This window comes from Curtobacterium sp. Curtsp57, from assembly GCF_047324335.1.
Lineage (GTDB): Bacteria > Actinomycetota > Actinomycetes > Actinomycetales > Microbacteriaceae > Curtobacterium.
In genome coordinates, this window is sequence record NZ_CP168511.1 from 2,895,153 (window position 1) to 2,914,191 (window position 19,039).

General features: G+C 70.7%; 16 protein-coding genes. 14 read left to right on the plus strand and 2 right to left on the minus strand.

The window, feature by feature from the left end; translation table 11 throughout:
- Nucleotides 1-155 precede the first annotated feature (155 nt).
- From ACEN9V_RS13810 to ACEN9V_RS13850, 9 genes are all read left to right on the plus strand, one after another.
- On the plus strand, nucleotides 156-2,564 hold the full coding sequence (locus ACEN9V_RS13810; RefSeq protein WP_413600770.1) for a lamin tail domain-containing protein: 2,409 nt from the start codon (nucleotides 156-158) through the stop codon (nucleotides 2,562-2,564).
- 77 nt (nucleotides 2,565-2,641) lie between these two features.
- A complete protein-coding gene (locus ACEN9V_RS13815) occupies nucleotides 2,642-3,472 on the plus strand; it encodes a PhzF family phenazine biosynthesis protein (RefSeq protein WP_413600771.1) in 831 nt (276 codons plus the stop codon).
- Nucleotides 3,473-3,731: 259 nt separating this feature from the next.
- Complete coding sequence (locus ACEN9V_RS13820; protein WP_281265926.1) at nucleotides 3,732-5,090, plus strand: extracellular solute-binding protein; 1,359 nt, start codon at nucleotides 3,732-3,734, stop codon at nucleotides 5,088-5,090.
- A gap of 105 nt (nucleotides 5,091-5,195) precedes the next feature.
- Nucleotides 5,196-6,146, plus strand: coding sequence for a carbohydrate ABC transporter permease (locus ACEN9V_RS13825; protein WP_413600772.1), 951 nt, complete (start codon nucleotides 5,196-5,198; stop codon nucleotides 6,144-6,146).
- Nucleotides 6,146-7,042, plus strand: coding sequence for a carbohydrate ABC transporter permease (locus ACEN9V_RS13830; protein ID WP_402727187.1), 897 nt, complete (start codon nucleotides 6,146-6,148; stop codon nucleotides 7,040-7,042). Before ACEN9V_RS13825 ends, ACEN9V_RS13830 begins: the two co-directional genes overlap by 1 nt.
- Before the next feature lie 29 nt (nucleotides 7,043-7,071).
- The gene (locus ACEN9V_RS13835; RefSeq protein WP_413600773.1) at nucleotides 7,072-10,080 is read left to right on the plus strand and encodes an alpha-mannosidase; all 3,009 of its coding nucleotides are present in this window, start codon (nucleotides 7,072-7,074) and stop codon (nucleotides 10,078-10,080) included.
- Nucleotides 10,081-10,372: 292 nt separating this feature from the next.
- A complete protein-coding gene (locus tag ACEN9V_RS13840) occupies nucleotides 10,373-11,338 on the plus strand; it encodes a hypothetical protein (RefSeq protein WP_413600774.1) in 966 nt (321 codons plus the stop codon).
- A gap of 24 nt (nucleotides 11,339-11,362) precedes the next feature.
- A complete protein-coding gene (locus tag ACEN9V_RS13845) occupies nucleotides 11,363-12,112 on the plus strand; it encodes a histidine phosphatase family protein (RefSeq protein ID WP_413600775.1) in 750 nt (249 codons plus the stop codon).
- Entirely contained in the window at nucleotides 12,102-12,980 is an 879-nt protein-coding gene (locus ACEN9V_RS13850; RefSeq protein ID WP_413600776.1) for an NAD(P)H-hydrate dehydratase, read from the plus strand. The genes ACEN9V_RS13845 and ACEN9V_RS13850 overlap by 11 nt, the downstream gene beginning before the upstream one ends.
- Nucleotides 12,981-13,127: 147 nt before the next feature.
- Here the strand turns inward: ACEN9V_RS13850 and ACEN9V_RS13855 are convergent, their stop codons facing one another.
- Nucleotides 13,128-13,565, minus strand: coding sequence for a YdeI/OmpD-associated family protein (locus tag ACEN9V_RS13855; protein WP_413600777.1), 438 nt, complete (start codon nucleotides 13,563-13,565; stop codon nucleotides 13,128-13,130).
- A gap of 178 nt (nucleotides 13,566-13,743) precedes the next feature.
- Between ACEN9V_RS13855 and ACEN9V_RS13860 the strand changes: the two genes are divergently transcribed.
- Genes ACEN9V_RS13860 through ACEN9V_RS13875 form a run of 4 tightly spaced genes read left to right on the plus strand, consistent with a single transcriptional unit; the run spans nucleotide 13,744 to nucleotide 17,793 of the window.
- Nucleotides 13,744-14,889: an ABC transporter substrate-binding protein gene (locus ACEN9V_RS13860; protein ID WP_413600778.1), complete on the plus strand. Its 1,146-nt coding sequence runs from the start codon at nucleotides 13,744-13,746 to the stop codon at nucleotides 14,887-14,889.
- Between the two features lie 5 nt (nucleotides 14,890-14,894).
- Entirely contained in the window at nucleotides 14,895-15,860 is a 966-nt protein-coding gene (locus ACEN9V_RS13865; protein ID WP_413600779.1) for an ABC transporter permease, read from the plus strand.
- Complete coding sequence (locus tag ACEN9V_RS13870; protein WP_413600780.1) at nucleotides 15,857-16,726, plus strand: ABC transporter permease; 870 nt, start codon at nucleotides 15,857-15,859, stop codon at nucleotides 16,724-16,726. Before ACEN9V_RS13865 ends, ACEN9V_RS13870 begins: the two co-directional genes overlap by 4 nt.
- Complete coding sequence (locus ACEN9V_RS13875) at nucleotides 16,723-17,793, plus strand: ABC transporter ATP-binding protein (RefSeq protein ID WP_413600781.1); 1,071 nt, start codon at nucleotides 16,723-16,725, stop codon at nucleotides 17,791-17,793. The genes ACEN9V_RS13870 and ACEN9V_RS13875 overlap by 4 nt, the downstream gene beginning before the upstream one ends.
- 101 nt (nucleotides 17,794-17,894) lie before the next feature.
- On the opposite strand, the gene ACEN9V_RS13880 is transcribed toward ACEN9V_RS13875, so the two are convergent.
- Nucleotides 17,895-18,374, minus strand: a complete 480-nt coding sequence (locus ACEN9V_RS13880) for an NUDIX hydrolase (protein WP_413600782.1) — start codon at nucleotides 18,372-18,374, stop codon at nucleotides 17,895-17,897.
- A gap of 36 nt (nucleotides 18,375-18,410) precedes the next feature.
- Here ACEN9V_RS13880 and ACEN9V_RS13885 point away from each other — a divergent pair, with 36 nt between their 5' ends.
- A complete protein-coding gene (locus ACEN9V_RS13885; RefSeq protein WP_413600783.1) occupies nucleotides 18,411-19,034 on the plus strand; it encodes a hypothetical protein in 624 nt (207 codons plus the stop codon).
- Nucleotides 19,035-19,039: the final 5 nt, after the last annotated feature.

Below are 19,039 nucleotides of genomic sequence, written 5' to 3' on the forward strand. Positions count from 1 at the left end.
GGCCTGGTCCTTCCGGCGCTGCCGCACGGGCGCCCGGCACGTCGGTTGCCGAGGCGCTCGTGACGACACTCGTCGTTCACCGCCGCGACACCGGCCGGACGCCCGGGTGCTGAACAGTCGTGCAGGTCCCCGCCGTCCCGCTCGAAGGATCCTGCATGCCCACCCCTGTCCTCCGCTTCGGCGCAGCAGCCGCGACCTGTGCCGTGCTCGTCGCCGGCGTCCTCGCCAGCGCTCCGGCGGTCGCCGCGACGCCGAGCACCGCCGCTCCGGCCGCCGCCGCGGCGACGTCGGGCGTCGCTCCGACCGCCGCCGCGCCCGACGGCCTCGTCATCAACGAGGTCGAGTCCAACGGCGACGACGTCGACTGGGTGGAGCTGAAGAACACCTCGTCCGCAGCGATCGACATCAGCGGGTACTCGATGCTCGACGACAGCGACGCGCACACCCCCTACGTGCTCCCCGCGGGCTCGGTGGTCGCTCCCGGCGGGTACTTCGTGCTCAACGGGAAGTCGACCACAGCGGACGGCTTCGACTTCGGGCTCGGGAACCCGGACGAGGTCCGGATCTTCGACACCACCGGCGCGCTCGTCCTCGACTTCGCGTACCAGCAGCACGCGAAGGTCACGTACGGCCGCTGCCCGGACGGCACCGGCGACCTCGTCGACACGACGAAGTCGACCAAGGGTGCTGCGAACGACTGCTCCTCGCCCGTGCGCATCAACGAGGTCGAGTCGCAGGACGGCGTCCCGGGTGACTGGGTGGAGCTGACGAACACGGGCACGACCTCGGTCGACCTCGGCGGGTACGTCTTCAAGGACGACGACGACACCCACGGCTACCCGATCCCGGCCGGCACGACCATCGCCGCCGGCGAGTTCACCGTCCTCGACGAGGCCGACTTCGGCTTCGGGCTCGGCAAGGCCGACTCCGCGCGGCTGTTCAGCCCGACCGGTGAGCTCATCGACTCGTACTCGTGGACCGCGCACGCCGCCACGACCTACGGCCGGAACCCGGACGGCACGGGCGACTTCGCCGTGACCGCTTCGCCGACGAAGGGCGCCGCGAACGAGTTCGCCGGCGTCATCACGGCGAAGGCCTGGCCCGGGAGCCCGGACGAGACGGTGCTCGACGACGAGGACACCTTCTCCGGCGACCTGAGCGGCCTCGACTGGCAGCCCGCTGCGACCGCGAAGGACGGCGGGGTGCTCTGGGGTGTCCAGAACGGCGACGGCCTGCTCTACCGCATGGTCTCCGACGGCGCGGGGGGCTGGGCACCGTCGAACGCGGCGGGCACCACGCTGCACTACGCCGACGGCTCCGGGACGCCCGACGCCGAGGGGGTCACGGTGACGTCGGACGACCCCGGCGCCGTCTACGTCTCGACGGAGCGCAACAACGACGTGTCCTCGACGAGTCGCCCTGCGGTCCTGCGCTTCGCCACGACCGACGGCTCCGAGCGGACGCTGAACGCCACGGACGAGTGGAACCTCGCGGCCGACTTCCCCGGCCTCGGTGCGAACTCCGGCCTCGAGGGCGTCAGCTGGATCCCCGACGCCTGGCTCACCGCACACGGCTTCACCGACGAGCACACCGGCGCGGCGTACTCCCCGTCGACCTACCCCGGACACGGTGCCGGGCTCTTCTTCGTCGGCGTCGAGGGCACCGCGAGCACCTATGCATACGCCCTGATGGACGACGGCTCGTTCCAGCGGGTCGCCACGATCGCCTCGCCGTTCGCGGTCGTCGCCGACGTGCAGTTCGACCCGACGCTCGACGCGCTCTGGGTGGTCTGCGACGACGCCTGCGCCGGCCGGACGGCGCTGTACACCGTCCAGGACGGCGTCTTCACGCTCGACACCGTGTACGAAGCGCCGGCGAACGCCGACCGCGCGCTCGCCAACGAGGGCTTCGCGATCACGGACGGCAGCACCGACGGGGTCCGCCGGACGTTCTACGCGGACGACAACGACACCGACGGCTTCTCGCTGCGGACGGGCACCTACCCGGGCACCGACGACGGTGGCACACCGCCGACCGATCCCGGCACGGACCCCACGGACCCGGGCACGGACCCGACGGACCCTGGCACGGTTCCGGGTGCCGGTCAGACGCCGGCTCCTGGTGCTGGTTCGGCGCCGGTTGCTCCGTCGGAGTCGTCCCTGACGGATGCGAACCGTGGCACGGTCACGGGGCCGTCGTCGGCGCGTCCGGGTGAGACGATCACGATCGGTGTGGGGGCGCAGTACGCGGGGCAGCGGGTGAGCGTGTGGATGTTCTCGACGCCGACGTTGCTGGGCACGGTGACGGTCGCGGCTGACGGGAGCGTGCGGGTGACGATCCCGGCGGATGCTCCGGCGGGGTCGCACCGGATCGTGGTGACGGCGGCTGACGGGTCGGTGATCGGGTGGACGACGATCACGATCGATCCGGTGACGGGTGCGCTGGCGTTCACGGGCACCGACCTGACGGGTGGCATCGCTGCAGCGCTGCTGCTCCTCGCCGCGGGTGCCGGCGTGCTGGCCGCGCGTCGCCGTCGGGGGGTGCGGGGCCGAGTCTCGGCGTGAGCGACGGTCCTCGCGGTGTGGGCCGCGAGGACTGTCGCCGGGCGCGAGACTCGCCCCGGGCATGACACGCTGGGAGCATGCAGCCTGACGTCCTCCGCTACACCGCCTTCGCTTCCGAACCAGGGGGCGGCAACCCCGCCGGACTGGTCCTCAACGCCAGCGCGTTGTCCGCCGAGGAGATGCTCGCGATCGCTGCCGAGGTCGGGTACCCCGAGACCGCGTTCGTCACGGGCGAGACCGCACACGGCCTCCGCGTCCGGTACTTCTCCCCGGGCGCCGAGGTTCCGTTCTGCGGCCACGCGACCGTCGCGCTCGCGGTCGCCCTCGCGGAACGGCACGGTACCGGCCCGCGGACCTTCACCACCATCGCCGGCGACATCGCACTCGACGCGACGCGGGACGAGCACGGAGCGGTCCAGGTCGCGATGACGAGCGTCGAACCGGCCACCCGGGACTTCGATCCCGCTGCGCTCCTCGAGCTGCTCGGCCTGACCGCGGACGACGTCGCCGACGGGTACCCGCTGCTCGAGTCCTACGCCGGCAACTGGCACCCCGTCGTGGTGCTCGACGACGCGGAGCGCTTCCACCAGTTCCGCTTCGACCCGGCGGCGCTCGCCGCCCTGAAGCGCGAGCGCGGCTGGGCGGGCACGGTCACCGTGCTGCACCCGACGGGCCCGGGGGAGTACGAGGCGCGGAACCTCTTCCCGGTCGGCCGCATCACCGAGGACCCCGCGACGGGATCCGCTGCGGCGTCGACGGGCGCCTACCTCCGCGCGATCGGCAAGGCCGGCGCCGGGGACCACGTCGTGATCCGGCAGGGCCGCCACGTCGGTCGCCCGAGCATCCTGCACGTGGACGTCCCCGCGTCCGGCGGCATCACCGTCCGGGGTGGCGCGACCCCGATCTGACGCGCGAACTCGCCCACAACGCCTGCGATGGGAAGCCGGATCGCGCGTCGGGGGTCGGAAAAACCGACCTCCGACGCGCGTTTCGACCTCCGACGCGCGATTCGACCCTCCGGCCCGCGCGAGACAGGGCACCCCCGGGTCACGAACCGTGCGCCAATCTCCGGGAACCCCTTGACAAGCAATAAGTCCATACGGTGGAGTAACCCCTGTACGCGAGCGATGGGGCCCGCGCACACATCACCTGTGCAAAGGAGCACCGATGAAACGCACCCGAATCATCGCCGGACTCGCAGCCGTGGCAGTCGCCGCGCTCGGCCTGGCAGGCTGCTCGAGCTCGGGGTCCGCCTCGAGTGACACGATCAAGATCGCGTACCAGAAGTTCGGTTCCTTCCAACAGCTCGACGCCCAGATGAAGGTCGTCAAGAAGACCTACGAGAAGGAGCACCCTGGCGTCAAGGTCACCCTCGTGCCGATCCAGGCGCAGGAGAACGACTACTACACGAAGCTCGCGCTGATGAACAAGGCCCCGGCCACCGCTCCCGACGTCATGTACGAGGACACCTTCCTCGTGAAGGCCGACGCCGAGGCCGGCTACCTCCTGCCGCTCGACAAGTACACGGCGAAGTGGAAGGAGTGGGATCAGTTCTACGACAACGCCAAGCAGGCGGGTCAGGGCGACGACGGCAAGATCTACGGCGTCCCGATGGGCACCGACACCCGTGCGCTCTGGTACAACAAGGACATCTTCAAGGAGGTCGGCCTCCCCGTCCCGTGGCAGCCCAAGACCTGGGACGACGTGCTCGCGGCGGCGAAGACCATCAAGGAGAAGAAGCCAGACGTCATCCCGTTCAACGTCTACTCCGGCAAGCCGCAGGGCGAGGCGTCGACGATGCAGGGCTTCGAGATGCTCCTGTACGGCGCCGACGGCAAGGGCAACACGCTCTACAAGAACGGCAAGTGGGTCACCGGCTCGAAGCAGTTCGAGGACTCCCTGCAGTTCATCAAGGACGTCTACCAGGGCGGCCTCGGCCCGACACCGCAGCAGGCGCTCGACACCAACGTCGGCACCACGATCGCGCAGACCTGGCTCCCCAAGGGCCAGCTCGCGATCGACCTCGACGGGTCGTGGCAGTCCGGCACCTGGCTGAAGTCCGGCACCGCTCCGTGGGCCGACTGGTCGACGGTGATGGGTCAGGCGCCGATGCCGACGCAGAACGGGCAGGCTCCCGGCTACAACAGCATGTCCGGTGGCTGGACGCTCGCGGTGGGCAAGAACTCGAAGAACCCGCAGGCCGCGTTCGACTTCATCTCGACGTTCCTGAACAAGGACGGCTCGATGAAGTACGACATCGAGAACTCGCAGATCGCTGTCCGCAAGGACGTCTCCGAGGACCCGAAGTACGACGCGTCCAACCCGACGTTCAAGTTCTTCTCCGGGCTCGTGGAACACACGAACTTCCGCCCGGCGACGAGTGACTACTCGCAGATCTCGAACGCCATCCAGGTCGCCATGGAATCGGTGATGACCGGCCAGCAGACGCCGAAACAGGCGGCTGCGACCTACGACCAGTCCCTGATCGGCGTGGTCGGCAAGGACAAGACGGTCGACGTCGGCTGACGTGACCACATGACGGACTGGAGGCTCGTTGCGGCCCCGCCACGAGCCTCCAGTCCGACCCTCCCCTGTTGAGCTCCGTCAGCACCCCATGAAGGCGGCACCCGCATGACCAGCACCCCGATCGCGCCGACGCTGTCGGCGCCCGGTTCGCCGAAGCGCACCGACCCACCCGTGCCGCGCAAGCGGCGCCCACTGCGGAACGTGGGACGAGCGGTCCCGCTCCTCCCCGCGGTGGTCCTCCTCGTCATCTTCCTGCTCGGCCCCGTGATCTCGTCGTTCTACGGGTCGTTCACGAACTCCGCACTGACCGGCGCCGGCGCCGCGAACCAGGAGTTCATCGGCTTCAAGAACTACATCGACCTGTTCCAGGACAAGGACTTCCCGAAGTCGGTCGTCCTGACGCTGGTCTTCCTCATCGCCTCGGCCGTCGTCGGCCAGAACGTCGTCGGTCTCGGGCTCGCACTCCTCATGCGGAACGCCAACAAGGTCATCCGCGGGCTCGTCGGCACCTTCGTCGTCGCCGCCTGGGTCCTGCCGGAGATCGTCGCCGCGTTCGCCGCGTACGCGTTCTTCAACGACAAGGGCACGCTCAACTCGTTCCTCGGGCTGATCGGGATCACCGGGCCGAACTGGCTGTACGCGCTCCCGATGCTCAGCATCATCCTGGCGAACATCTGGCGCGGCACCGCGTTCTCCATGCTCGTGTACTCCGCCGCCGTCCAGGAGGTCCCCGAGGAGATCACCGAGTCGGCCGAGGTCGACGGCGCCACCGGCTGGCAGCGCCTCGTCTACATCACGCTCCCGGTCATCCGGCGGTCCATCTCCACCAACCTCATGCTGACGACGCTGCAGACGCTGTCGGTGTTCACCCTCATCTACGTGATGACCGCCGGCGGTCCGGGAACGGACTCGTCGACCCTGCCGATCCTGGCGTACCAGGAGGCGTTCAAGTTCTCGCAGCTCGGCTTCGGGACCGCGATCGCGACCATCCTGCTCGTGGTGGGGGCGCTCTTCTCGATCGTCTACATCCGGGCGCTGAAGCCGGAGGTGGACTGATGGCGATCACCGCTGCTCGTCCCGACACGACCACCCGATCCGTGACCGCTCCCGGTGCGCTGCACATGACGTCGCCCCGCGGGCGGACCATGCGGTGGGTGTCGAACATCGTGCTGCTCATCGTGGCGATCTGCTTCGCGGTGCCGCTGCTGTGGCTCGTGCTCGCATCGGTCGACGCGAACGCCTCACTGTCGGTGAAGGTGCCGTCGCAGTTCACGCTCGACAACTTCACGAAGGTGCTCACACCGGAGCTGTCGTTCATCCCGCTCGCGAACAGCCTGCTGCTCTCCGGCGGGTGCGCGCTCATCACGGTGGTCGTCGCGCTGCTGGCGGCGTACCCGCTGTCCCGGTACAAGATGCGGGTGAACAAGCCGTTCCTCTACGGGATCCTGTTCGGCACCTGCCTGCCGATCACGGCGATGATGGTGCCCGTCTACAGCCTGTTCGTGTCGCTCAACCTGATCGACAACGTGTGGGGCTGCATCTTCTTCCTCGCCGCGTCCAGCCTGCCGATGGCGATCTGGATGGCGAAGAACTTCATGGACTCCGTGCCGATCTCGCTCGAGGAGGCGGCGTGGACCGATGGCGCCTCGATGATGACCACGCTGACGCGCATCGTCGTGCCGCTCATGCGTCCCGGGATCGCCGTGGTGTTCATCTTCGTGTTCATCCAGGCCTGGGGGAACTTCTTCGTCCCCTTCGTCCTGCTCCTGTCGCCCGACAAGGTGCCCGCCGCGGTGAGCATCTTCAACTTCTTCGGGCAGTACGGCGCCGTGGCCTACGGGCAGCTCGCGGCGTTCTCGATCCTCTACTCCGTGCCCGTGATCGCGCTCTACGTGGTCGTCTCTCGAGGCCTCGGCGGCGGCAACGCCCTCGCCGGTGGCATCAAGGGCTGATCGAACTCCCTGCGAAAGGAAGCAACTCCATGCACAAGGACGAACCGCTCGTCGAGGCCCGCATCGCCCGCCTCGTCCGCGACCGGATCGACCCGGCGGTCCACCGCCGGTCGGCACCCGTGACGGTGACGGCGTGGGAGGTGCCCGACGAACCCGTGCCGTTCGCCGACGCCGTCACGCAGGAGTTCACGCCGTTCACGGTGGGCTCGGCGTGGGGCGGCCGTCCGTGGGGCACGACGTGGTTCAAGGTGACGGGTACGGTGCCCGAGGACTTCGGCACCGCTGACGGCACGACCGCCGAGCTGCTCGTCGACCTCGGGTTCACGAAGCGCCACCCCGGGTTCCAGGCCGAGGGACTCGCGTACCGGCCGGACGGCACCACGATCAAGGCCATCGAGCCGCGGAACAACGCCGTGCCGCTCGCCGTCGGACCAGGGGAGTCGTTCGAGCTCTACGTCGAGGCAGGAGCGAACCCGGACATCGGCGGCGACTCGTTCCAGGGCGCGACGCCGCTCGGGTCCCGGAAGACCGCCGGCGACGAGCCGATCTACCGGCTCCGCGCGCTCGAGGTCGTCGAGCGCGACGACACGGTGTGGGAGCTCCAGCAGGACTTCTGGGTGCTCCGCGGGCTCATGGCGGAGCTGCCGACCGACGGCACCCGTGGCGCGGACATCCTCCGGGCGCTCGAGCGTGCCGCCGATGCGCTCGACCCGGACGACGTCGCCGGGACGGCCGCAGCCACCCGCGAGGTGCTCGCACCGGTGCTCGCCGTCCCCGCGAGTGGAGCGGCGCACCGGGCGATCGCCGTCGGGCACGCCCACATCGACTCCGCCTGGCTCTGGCCGGTCCGGGAGACGAAGCGCAAGTGCGCCAGGACGTTCTCGAACGTGCTCGACCTGATGGACCGCGATCCCGACTTCACCTTCGCGTGTTCGTCAGCCCAGCAGTACGCGTGGATCCGGGACGAGTACCCGTCGATCTTCGCGCGCATCAAGCAGCGCGTCGCCGAAGGACGGTGGATCCCGGTCGGCGGCATGTGGGTCGAGTCGGACACGAACCTGCCCGGCGGTGAGGCGCTCGCCCGGCAGTTCGTCGCGGGCAAGCGGTTCTTCCTCGAGGAGTTCGGCGTCGACACCCCGGAGGCATGGCTCCCGGACTCGTTCGGGTACACCGGGGCGCTGCCGCAGATCGTCCGGGCAGCCGGGTCGAAGTGGTTCGTCACGCAGAAGCCCTCGTGGAACGAGACGAACGTCATCCCGCACACGTCGTTCCACTGGGAGGGGATCGACGGCTCCCGCATCCTGACGCACCTGCCCCCGGCGGACACGTACAACTCCGACGTCTCGCCCGCCGACCTGCACCGCGGGGAGCGGCAGAACAAGGAGCGCGGCACCGCGAACACGTCGATGCTGCTCTACGGCTTCGGCGACGGCGGCGGTGGTCCCACGCGCGAGATGGTCGCAGCAGCCCACCGTCAGCACGACCTCGACGGCTCGCCCCGCGTCGACCTCGGGACGCCCGCACAGGTGTTCGAGCAGCTCGAGCAGGAGCTCCCCGTCCCCGGCGTCTGGTCCGGCGAGATGTACCTCGAGTTCCACCGCGGGACCTACACGTCGCAGATCCGCACGAAGCAGGGCAACCGTCGCTCCGAGCACCTGCTCCGCGAGGCCGAACTCTGGGCGGCGACCGCTGCCGTGCGCCTCGGGCTCGACTACCCCTACGAGCAGCTCGAAGCGGCATGGCACACCGTCCTGTTGCAGCAGTTCCACGACATCCTGCCCGGCTCCTCGATCGCGTGGGTCTACGAGAACGCCGAGGAGAACTACCGGCTCGTCGCCGAGACGCTCGAGGGGCTGATCGGCGACGCGACGACCGCGCTCTCGGGCGGCTCGACCGACGGGACCGTCGTGCGGTTCAACGCGTCGCCGGTCAGTGCGGGGGACGCAACCGCCCTGGGTGGTTCCCTCGGCTCGGAGCCGGAAGCCGCGCCTCCCGTCCGCTCCGGCGACCACTTCGTGTTCGACACCGGCGCGGTCGTGGCGACCATCGACGCGGCCGGCCACGTCGTGTCGTTCGTCGAGCACGCGACCGGACGCGACGCCATCGCGCCCGGGACGGTCGCCGCGGAGTACACCGTGTTCCGCGACACCCCGAACCAGTGGGAGGCGTGGGACATCGACCGCGCGTACCAGCGCAACGGGAACGCGCTGTCGGCCACTTCGGTGTCGGTCGAGGGGGACTCGCTCGTCGTGGTCCGTCCGGTCGGCTCGTCGACCGTGACCACGCGCTACTCGGCCGTCGCCGGGCAACCGGAGCTCACCATCGAGACCGAGGTCGACTGGCACGAGCAGCAGAAGCTCCTGAAGCTGGCGTTCCCGCTCGACGTGCGGGCCAGCGTCGCCTCGAGCGAGATCCAGTTCGGGCACATCGACCGGCCGACCCACCAGAACACGTCGTGGGACTTCGCCCGCTTCGAGACCTCGGCGCACCGGTGGGTGCACGTCGCGGAGCCCGGGTTCGGTGTCGCCGTCGCGAACGACTCGACCTACGGGCACGACATCACCCGGTCGACGCGTGCCGACGGCGGGACGACGACGCTCGTCCGCGAGTCGCTCCTCCGCGGCCCGACGTTCCCGGATCCGCACGCCGACCAGGGGCACCACGTGTTCCGCACGGTGCTGCGCGTCGGGGAGTCGGTGCTGGACGCCGCCGACTCCGGGTACCGGCTCAACCTGCCGGTGCGCACGGTCGCCGGTTCGGCCCCGGTGTCGCCGCTCGTCGTCGTGTCGTCGCCGCAGGTGTTCGTCGAGGCCGTGAAGCTCGCCGAGGACCGGTCGGGGGACGTCATCGTGCGGCTCTACGAGGGACTCGGCGGTCGTGCCACGGACGTCGGCGTGGACTTCGGGTTCGACGTCGCCTCGGTGGCGCAGGTGGACCTGCTCGAGCGGCCGCTCGGCGAGTCGTGGGACGCGGGCTCGCCCGTGTCGCTGACGCTGCGGCCGTTCGAGATCGTCACGCTGCGGGTGCAGCGGGCGTAGGGGACCGCGACGCCGGACGGGCACGGGTGCGCTCGTCCGGCGTCGTGTCGCGCGGAGTGGCAGCTCCGCGTGGGTGGGGGCGTTTCGCGCGTAGGCAGCTGTTTCGCGCGTGGGAGGCCGAAACGCGCGTAGGAGGTCGGTTGTTCCGACCTCCTACGCGCTATTCCGCTTTCCATCGCGGATGAAGTGGGTGGGAAGCGGTAGCCCTCCACAGATCGCCGGCCTGGAGGCTCGTCCACCGTCGGCGCCGCACCGCGCCAGTGCAGGTGGCCGGTCCGGCAGCGTGGGTGACATGGAACAGCCACTCCCGATCCACAGGTCCACGCCCACCCGAGAAGCCGGCCGGTCCGGCTCAGCGATGCGCCGCCGGACTGCTCGTCCCGGCCCCGACCAGCTCGTCCGAGTCGGTCCCAACGCGTTCGTGCGGGCGCTCGACTGGAACGCCGCCGGCCCCCGAACCCGCTACGTCACACGTGTGCACGCCAGGCTGCTCCGGCTGGGCGCACCGGCCTCGGCGTCGCACGCTTCGGCGGCCGCCTTGCACGGACTCGCGTGGCTCGCCGGTTGGCCGGAGGACGTCCACGTCACGGTGCCGAGGTCCCGGTACCGCAGCCGGAGTCCCGGTCTCGTGCTGCACACCCGTCCGCTCGGGGCGTCGGAGGTCGCGCGGGACGGACGGGTGACGGCGACGACCGTCGAACGCACCGTGATCGACGTCGCACTCACGGGTGACGTCCGCTCCGCGGTGGTCCTGGCGGATTCTGCGCTTCGTCGTGGGGTGTCCGCCGCCCAGCTCGACCACGCACTCGCCGCATACCCGGCAGCTCGTGGTCGGCGCACGGCCGAACTCGTGCTGGAGCTCGCCGACGCGCGTTCCGGCTCGCCGGCGGAGTCGTTCGCACGCGTGGTCTTCCGGGAACTCGGGCTCCCGGAGCCGGTCCTGCAGCAGGAGTTCGTGCTCGACGGGCGCCGGATCGTCGTCGACTTCTGGTTCCCCGAGCAGGGTGTCGTCGTCGAGATCGACGGTCGCGTGAAGTACACGCAAGAGCGGTACCTGGCCGGCAGGTCCCCTGCCGACGCCTTCATCGACGAGAAACGACGGCAAGAACTCCTGCTCACCTCGCCGGACGTCCGCCGTGTCGTGCGGGTCGAGTGGCGTGATCTGCACCTCCCGGAGCCGTTGGCGCATCGACTCCGGGCAGCGGGGCTCCCGTGTGCCGTCCGCCCGGGGCCGAGCGCGATCCTGGCCGCGGCGTGACCGGACCAGGCCTAGCGTGGCGGTATGGCCGTCACCGAGATCTGGCTCGTCCGCCACGGGGAGTCCACCGCCAACGTCGCCGCCGCACAGGCCGATGCCGCGGGCGCCGACGTCATCGAGGTCGAGCACCGCGATGCCGACGTCCCGCTGAGCCCGCTCGGGGAACGACAGTCGCGCGCCCTCGGCCCGGAGCTCGCCGCCCGCGGGGTCGACGACGTCCCGGTCGCGCTCTGGGTCTCGCCGTATCGTCGCGCGCAGCAGACGATCGACCTCGCGCTCGACGCAGGTGGGCTCGCGCTGCCGTCACGCAGAGTGGACGAACGGCTGCGGGATCGCGAGCTCGGCGTGCTCGACCTGCTCACGCTGGCCGGCGTGCGGAACCGGTACCCGGACGAAGAACGCCGACGGCGGTGGCTCGGGAAGTACTACCACCGGCCCGCGGGCGGCGAGTCATGGGCGGACGTCCTGCTCCGCCTGCGCTCGCTCATGGTCGACGTGGACCGGCTCGACGAGCCGGAGCGACTGGTGATCGCCGCGCACGACGCCGTCGTCATGCTCGCCGTCGCCGTGTGCCTCGACCTTGACGAGCCGGCGCTGACGGAGTTCGCCGAGTCGCACACCGTCCAGAACGCGTCCCTCACGCGCCTCCGGCGGGACGCGGTGGGTGCGCCGTGGGCGCTCGAGGAGTTCTCCGCGGTCGAGCACCTCGTCGATGACTCCGAAGCCGAGGTCACCGAGCACAGCGGGCGGAAGGACGACGTCCGTGCCGTCTGAGGTCATCACCCCGCACTTCCTCCGAGCCTGGCCGCTGCCGGGAGCCGGCGCCGGCAAGTACGGCCGCGGCCAGGTGCTCGTCGTCGGTGGTGCGGCGAGGACACCGGGCGCCGCGATGCTCGCCGCCGTCGCTGCACTCCGCGTCGGTGCCGGGCGGCTGACGCTCGCGGTCGCACGGAGTGTCGCCGGCCACGTCGCGGTCGCGCTGCCCGAGTCCGGTGTCGAGGCCCTCGCAGAGGACGACGACGGGCACGTCGCCGTCGGGGCCATCGCATCGGTCCGAGCCGATCTGGGCAGCGCCGACGCCGTGCTCGTCGGGCCGGGGCTCGACGAGCCGGACGGCGCCAGGGACATCGTCCGGGTGCTGGGCGGGGCCGTCGGAGACCACACCGTCGTGGTGCTCGACGCGTTCGCGCTCGGAGTGGCCGCCGACGTCGTCGAGGAGCTCGAGCCGCTGCGCGGTCGGCTCGTCATGACCCCGAACTCCGGCGAGGCGGGGCGGTTGCTCGGGCGCGACACGACGGACGACCACGGGGTGGACGGCCACGCTGCGGACGCGCTCGAGATCGCGGAGCGCTACGGCGCTGTGGTCTCGTTCGCCGGAGTCGTCGCGGCGCCGGACGGCCGGACGTGGGTGACGGGAACCGGTTCCGGTGGGCTCGGGACGAGCGGGAGCGGAGACGTCCTCTCGGGCGCGATCACCGGGTTGCTCGCCCGCGGTGCCGACGTCGACCAGGCGGCGGTGTGGGCGACGCACGTGCACGCTGCCGCGGGGGACCGGCTCGCGGTGCAGGTGGGGCCGATGGGCTACCTGGCGAGCGAGCTCCTCGCCGAGATCCCGCGCGTCCTGGTCGAACTCGGCGCCTGAAACGTGCACGTTCCAACCCCTACCCACCGCATTCGGAAGCCTTTTCGCGCGTAGGAGGTCGGAACACCACGCCTTCTACGCGCGATTCGACCTCCTACGCGCGAAAACACCCGCGGACCCCCGCCCCACCCGCGCGGCCCGCACCACTCAGCCGCGGAGCGACTCCACGGCCTTCTCGACGCGCCGCGTCCGGGTCTCCGGCGCCTTCGCCTGCGTGACCGGATCGACGAGCGCCCGCTGCCGGGAGTTCGACAGCGTGTCGAACGCCGCGCGGACGCCCGCTGCCGCGAGTGCATCGGCCAGGTCGGACGGGATGTCGACCGTCCGGGGGAGCGCATCGACCTCGATCGAGACGGTCACGGAGTCACCGGCCGCGATCCCCGCAGCCTCACGGTGCTCGGCGGAGAGCGGGACGAGGAACTGTTCGTTCATCACGCCCACCGTCGACCGGTAGGTGTAGCCGCCGTTCAGGGTGACCACCACGGGTGGGCGCTTCCCCGCGCCGAGCGCGTCGATGACGTCCGAGGGGACCGGGAGCCCCGTCGCCGTCTTCCTGGCCTGCAGGACCGTCGTCGTGAACTCCACCCGTGCCTCCAGTCAGCGCCGCGTCACCAGTCGCACGCCGCTCGACCCGAACGTACAACCGCACCCCACCGTTCCGCCAGCGTTCACCGATCCAGCACGGACCGGAAACCGGCCGCGTCCACGATCATCCAGAACCCGCTCCCCGGGACCTCGAACGCCACCCGAAAGGCACCTCTCCGTGCAGTACAAGCGCACCCTGGCCGGCCTCGCCCTGGCCGCAGCCGCAGTCGTCACCCTCGCCGGCTGCTCCGCGACGAGCTCCGCGTCCACCGGCAGCGGCGGCGACGCCGACTGGAAGACCGCCACGAGCGCCGAGAGCGCCGGCGGCATGGACGCCCTCGTCACGGCGGCGAAGGCGGAGGGGCAGCTCAACGTCATCGCGCTGCCGCCGTCGTGGGCGAACTACGGCAAGATCATCGACGGCTTCACCAAGAAGTACGGCATCACGGTCAACTCCGCGAACCCGAACGGGTCGAGCGCCGACGAGGTCGCCGCCGTGAAGTCGCAGAAGGGCCAGTCGACGGCACCGGACGTGCTCGACCTCGGCAACGCCGTCATGCAGCAGAACCTCGACCTGCTCACGGACTACAAGGTCGCGAACTGGAGCGACATCCCGACGAACCTGAAGGACGCGGACGGCAAGTGGACGCGTGACTACACGGGCCTCATGTCGATCGGCTACGACTCCTCGAAGATCAAGTCGGCCCCGAAGGACCTGGACGACCTGCTCGGCTCCGAGTACAAGGGCAAGGTCTCGATCTCGGGCGACCCGACGCAGGCGAACCAGGCAGCGTCCGCCGTGTACCTGGCGGCGCTCGAGAACGGCGGCTCGGCCGACGACATCACCAAGGGCGTCGAGTACTTCGGCAAGCTCAAGCAGGCGGGCAACTTCCAGAACGTGCTGCCGACGCAGGCCACGGTCGCCTCTGGTGAGACCCCCGTCGTCGTCCAGTGGTCGTACAACAACCTGGCGTGGGGCCCTGCTGCCGGGACGAGTGGGAACAAGAACTGGAAGACCGTGGTCCCGAAGGGTCAGGCCCTCGGCTCGTACTACTCGCAGGCCATCAACAAGGACGCCCCGCACCCCGCGGCAGCCCGCCTGTGGCAGGAGTGGATCGCCAGCGCCGACGTACAGAACCTCTACCTGCAGGCCGGTGCCTTCCCGTCGACGCTCGCCGCACTCGAGAAGTCGGGCAAGGTCGACCAGGACGCCCTCGACGCCGCCGGCGGTGCGCCGAAGGACTACGTCGAGCTGACGGACGACCAGGTCGCAGCGGCATCGAAGGTCCTCGCCGCCAAGTGGTCCGCCACGATGGGCTCCTGACCAGCATGACCACCGCATCGGCACCAGGCGCGCCGGCCGCAGCGAGCATCACGCCCGCGGCGACGCTCGTCACGAGCGAGCACGCCGATGCCACCACCCGCCGCGGTGCCGGACCCCGTGTCCGGCGCCGCGGCGGCGTCGCGTGGCTCGGACTCACCCCGTTCGCCGCCTACGTGGTGCTCTTCCTCGCCGTCCCCGCGGTGATCGCGGTCGGCAGTGGGTTCTTCGACGCGACCGGACGCCCGACGCTGGCGAACCTCGCCGCGTTCGCGGACCCGAGCGTGCTCCGGGCGTTCGGCGCATCGTTCGGGCTCTCCGCGGTGTCCGCGATCGTCGGTGCGGTCGTCGGCGCGATCGTCTGCTGGGCGCTGTCGTCGCTCGCCCCCGACGGCATCGTGCGCTCGATGATCGACTCCGCCGCGAGCGTCCTCGCGCAGTTCGGCGGCGTGATGCTCGCCTTCGCGTTCATCGCCACGATCGGCGCCCAGGGGCTGGTGACGACGTGGCTGGCGTCGACGTTCCACTGGGACATCAACTCCGGCGGTGCGTTCCTCTACACGGTCCCCGGTCTCGTGCTCCCCTACGCGTACTTCCAGGTGCCGCTGATGGTGCTCACCTTCATGCCGGCGTTCGAGGGCGTCAAGACCCAGTGGGGCGAGGCCGCCGCGACCCTCGGGGCGAGCCGCTGGACCTACTGGCGCCGGATCGCCCTCCCCGTGCTCGCACCGGCGTTCTGGGGATCGCTGCTCCTGCTCTTCGCCAACGGCTTCTCGTCGTTCGCCACGGCCGCTGCGCTCATCTCGCAGGGTGGCATCGTCCCGCTGACGATCCGCGCCCAGCTCACGAGCGAGACGATCATCGGCCTGCAGAACGTCGCCGGCGTGCTCGCGTTCGGCATGGTCGTCGTGATGGCGGTCGTGATGGGCGCGTACTCGCTCCTGCAGCGTCGCGCATCGAGGTGGCAGCGATGACCGCGACGGGAGGCTCGCCCCGCGTCACGCAGACCGGCCGGCGCCGGTCGCGGCGCACCACGGCACGCTTCGGCGCCGCCCCGTCCCGGGTCACCGCCGCGATCGTCCTGGCCGTGATCGGAGTGGTCTTCGCCGTCCCGATCGCCGCCCTCGTGCAGTTCACCTTCCGCCAGGGGACCTCAGGTGCCCTGACCGGCGCGCACTACGCCGCCATCGTCGACCCGGTCAACCGGGCGACCTACCAGCCGGTGTTCGACGGCCTCGGCGCCTCGCTCGTGATCGCGCTCATCACCGTGGCGATCGTGCTGCTGGTACTCCTGCCCGCGCAGATCATCACCGCGCTGCGGTACCCGAGGCTCCGCCGGATCCTGGAGTTCGTCTGCATCGTGCCGATCACGGTCCCCGCGGTGGTCCTCGTCGTCGGCTTCGTGCCCGTCTACCAGGTCGTCTCCCAGGTCTTCGGTTCCGGCGCGTGGACCCTGGCGTTCGCGGTGGGGATCATCGCGCTGCCGTTCGCGTTCCGCCCGGTCGCCGCCGCCATCACCGCGACCGACATGACCACCCTGTCCGAGGCCGCTCGCTCGCTCGGCGCCTCGTGGTGGACGGTGACCTGGCGGGTCCTCCTGCCGAACCTCCGACGCGGCATCATCGCGGCGTGCTTCCTGACGATCACCGTCGTCCTCGGCGAGTACACGCTCGCATCGTTCCTCTCCCGCACGACGTTCCAGACCGGGCTCGTGCTCGTGCAGCAGACCGACCCGTACGTCGCGGCGGTCTTCTCGCTCGGCGCCCTGGTGTTCGGGTTCGTGCTGCTCGTCGCCATCGGCCGGATCGGCACGCGCCGCACCTCCAAGGAGTCCGCATGACCACCATCGCCCCCGCTGCACCCGCGTCGCTCCGAGCCACCGGCGCCGTCGTCGAGCTCGAGGCGGTCGAGAAGCGCTACGGCACCCACCTCGCCCTCGCGGGGCTGTCGCTCCGCATCGAGCCGGGGGAGTTCCTGTCGCTCCTCGGCCCGTCGGGCTGCGGCAAGACGACGGCGCTCCGGGCGCTCGCCGGACTCGAGGGCATCGACGCCGGCGCGATCCGCATCGACGGCGCCGACGTCGCGAGCACCCCGGCGAACAAGCGCGACATGGGGATGGTCTTCCAGCAGTACTCGCTGTTCCCGCACATGACGGTGCGCCAGAACGTCGCCTTCGGCCTCGAGATGCGCCGGGTGCCGACGGGCGAACGGAAGACCCGTGTGGTCGACGCGCTCGACATGGTGCACCTCGCGGACTTCGCGGACCGCTTCCCGCACCAGCTCTCCGGCGGGCAGCAGCAGCGTGTGGCGCTCGCGCGTGCGCTCGTCACCCGGCCGCGGGTGCTGCTTCTCGACGAACCGCTGTCCGCCCTCGACGCCAAGGTCCGGGTGTCGTTGCGCGACGAGATCCGACGCATCCAGACCGACCTCGGCATCACGACGGTGTTCGTCACCCACGACCAAGAGGAGGCGCTCGCCGTCTCCGACCGGATCGCCGTGATGCACGCGGGCGGCATCGAGCAGATCGGCACGCCCGAAGCGCTCTACCGCTCGCCGTCGTCGGCGTTCACGGCCGACTTCGTCGGGCAGTCGAACCGGCTCCGCGGGGACCTCCGCGGCGGGGACGTCTTCGTGTACGGGTTCCGCGTGCCGGCGCTCGACCAGTCGGCCGCCGACGGCCCGGTGCTCGCCTACGTCCGGCCGGAGGACATCGCGTTCGCGTCGGACGGCGTCACCGGCACCGTCGTCTCGTCGAGCTTCCTCGGATCGATCCGACGGACGACCGTCCGCCTCGACGACGACACCGTCGTCACGGTCCAGCACGAGGTCGGCGACCGCCACGCGACCGGCGACGCCGTCGCCGTGCGCCTCCTCGGCGCACCCGTCGCGATCGCACCGATCGCCTGACTGTCCGCGGTCCGGGCCAGGTCCAGGGTCGCGAAAGCGTCAGAATGCCGCAGGAATCTGGGCACGATCTGTCGCTTCCGCGGCTCTGGTGGCGGTGCCGGTCAGCGCTGGAAGCGCGCCTCCGGTTCGCCCGCCAGGGCGACCTGAACCCGCTCCCGCATGTTCTCGGACATCGCCGGCAGCGCGGAGACCGGGGCCCAGAACGCCTCGGTGTTCTCGCCGTCGGCCGGGTACGGCTCACCGGACGACCACCGGCACGCGAAGACGAGGTCCATGTACTGCGCACGGTCCCCGTTCGCGTAGGTCATCTCCGGCAGGGTCTGCACCCACACCAGCCGTTCGGCGACCGCGACGACGCCCGCTTCCTCGAGGACCTCGCGCTCGGCCGCGACCGCAGGTTCCTCACCGGGGTCGACGATGCCGGTCACGGGTGTCAGGGCGCCGTTGTCCGCCCGCCGGACCACGAGCAGTTCGCGGTCGTCGTTCTCGCCGCGGGTGACGACGGCCGTCACGCCGGTCAGCCAGAGCGGGGCGTTCCCGATCTTCTCGCGCAGGGACAGGACGAAGTCGGGCGTCGGCATGCCGCCACGCTACCGATGGGTCGATACGCTCGGACCATGGCACGCGCAAGCAGGGCGCTCGAGGTGCGGGCGGACCACGGGGTCTGGGCCGCAGGATGGCGACTCGCGCTCGCCGGGGTGGTGCGCGCCGTGACCCCGGGTCGGCGACTCGCGTTGTTCGCCTCGCTCGGTGTCGTGGTGGTCGGGCTCGTCGTCGCGGTCGTCGTCGGACTCGTCCGCGGGTCCTCGTCGCCGGCTTCGGTCGCTGTCCTGATCGGGACCGCGGCGCTCCTGGCGTACCTCGTCGTCGCGGTCGAACTCGTGCTCTGGACGATGGCGGATCGTCGTCGCGTCGCCCCGACCGACGTCGACCCGGAACGGCTCGGACGGGTGCAGCAGGCGATCGCCGACGGGCACGCGTCGTCGGTCGAGCCCGCCGATCGCCGTGCACTCGTGCGGTTCGCCCGGGTGCAGCAGACCGCGCTCCCCGCGACCGTCCTGGTCCACGTGCTCGGGGTCAGCGTCGGTGTGCTGCTCGCCGCCCTCGAGGCGTTCGCCGGGTCGGCCGGGATCGTCGTGCTCGTGCTCGCCGTGCTGATCGTGGCGGTGTCGGCGTGGTCGCTCCGCGGTGCGCTCCGCGCGCTCGGGTCGACGCCGGAGCTCGTGGCGCTGGAGGACTGATCGGC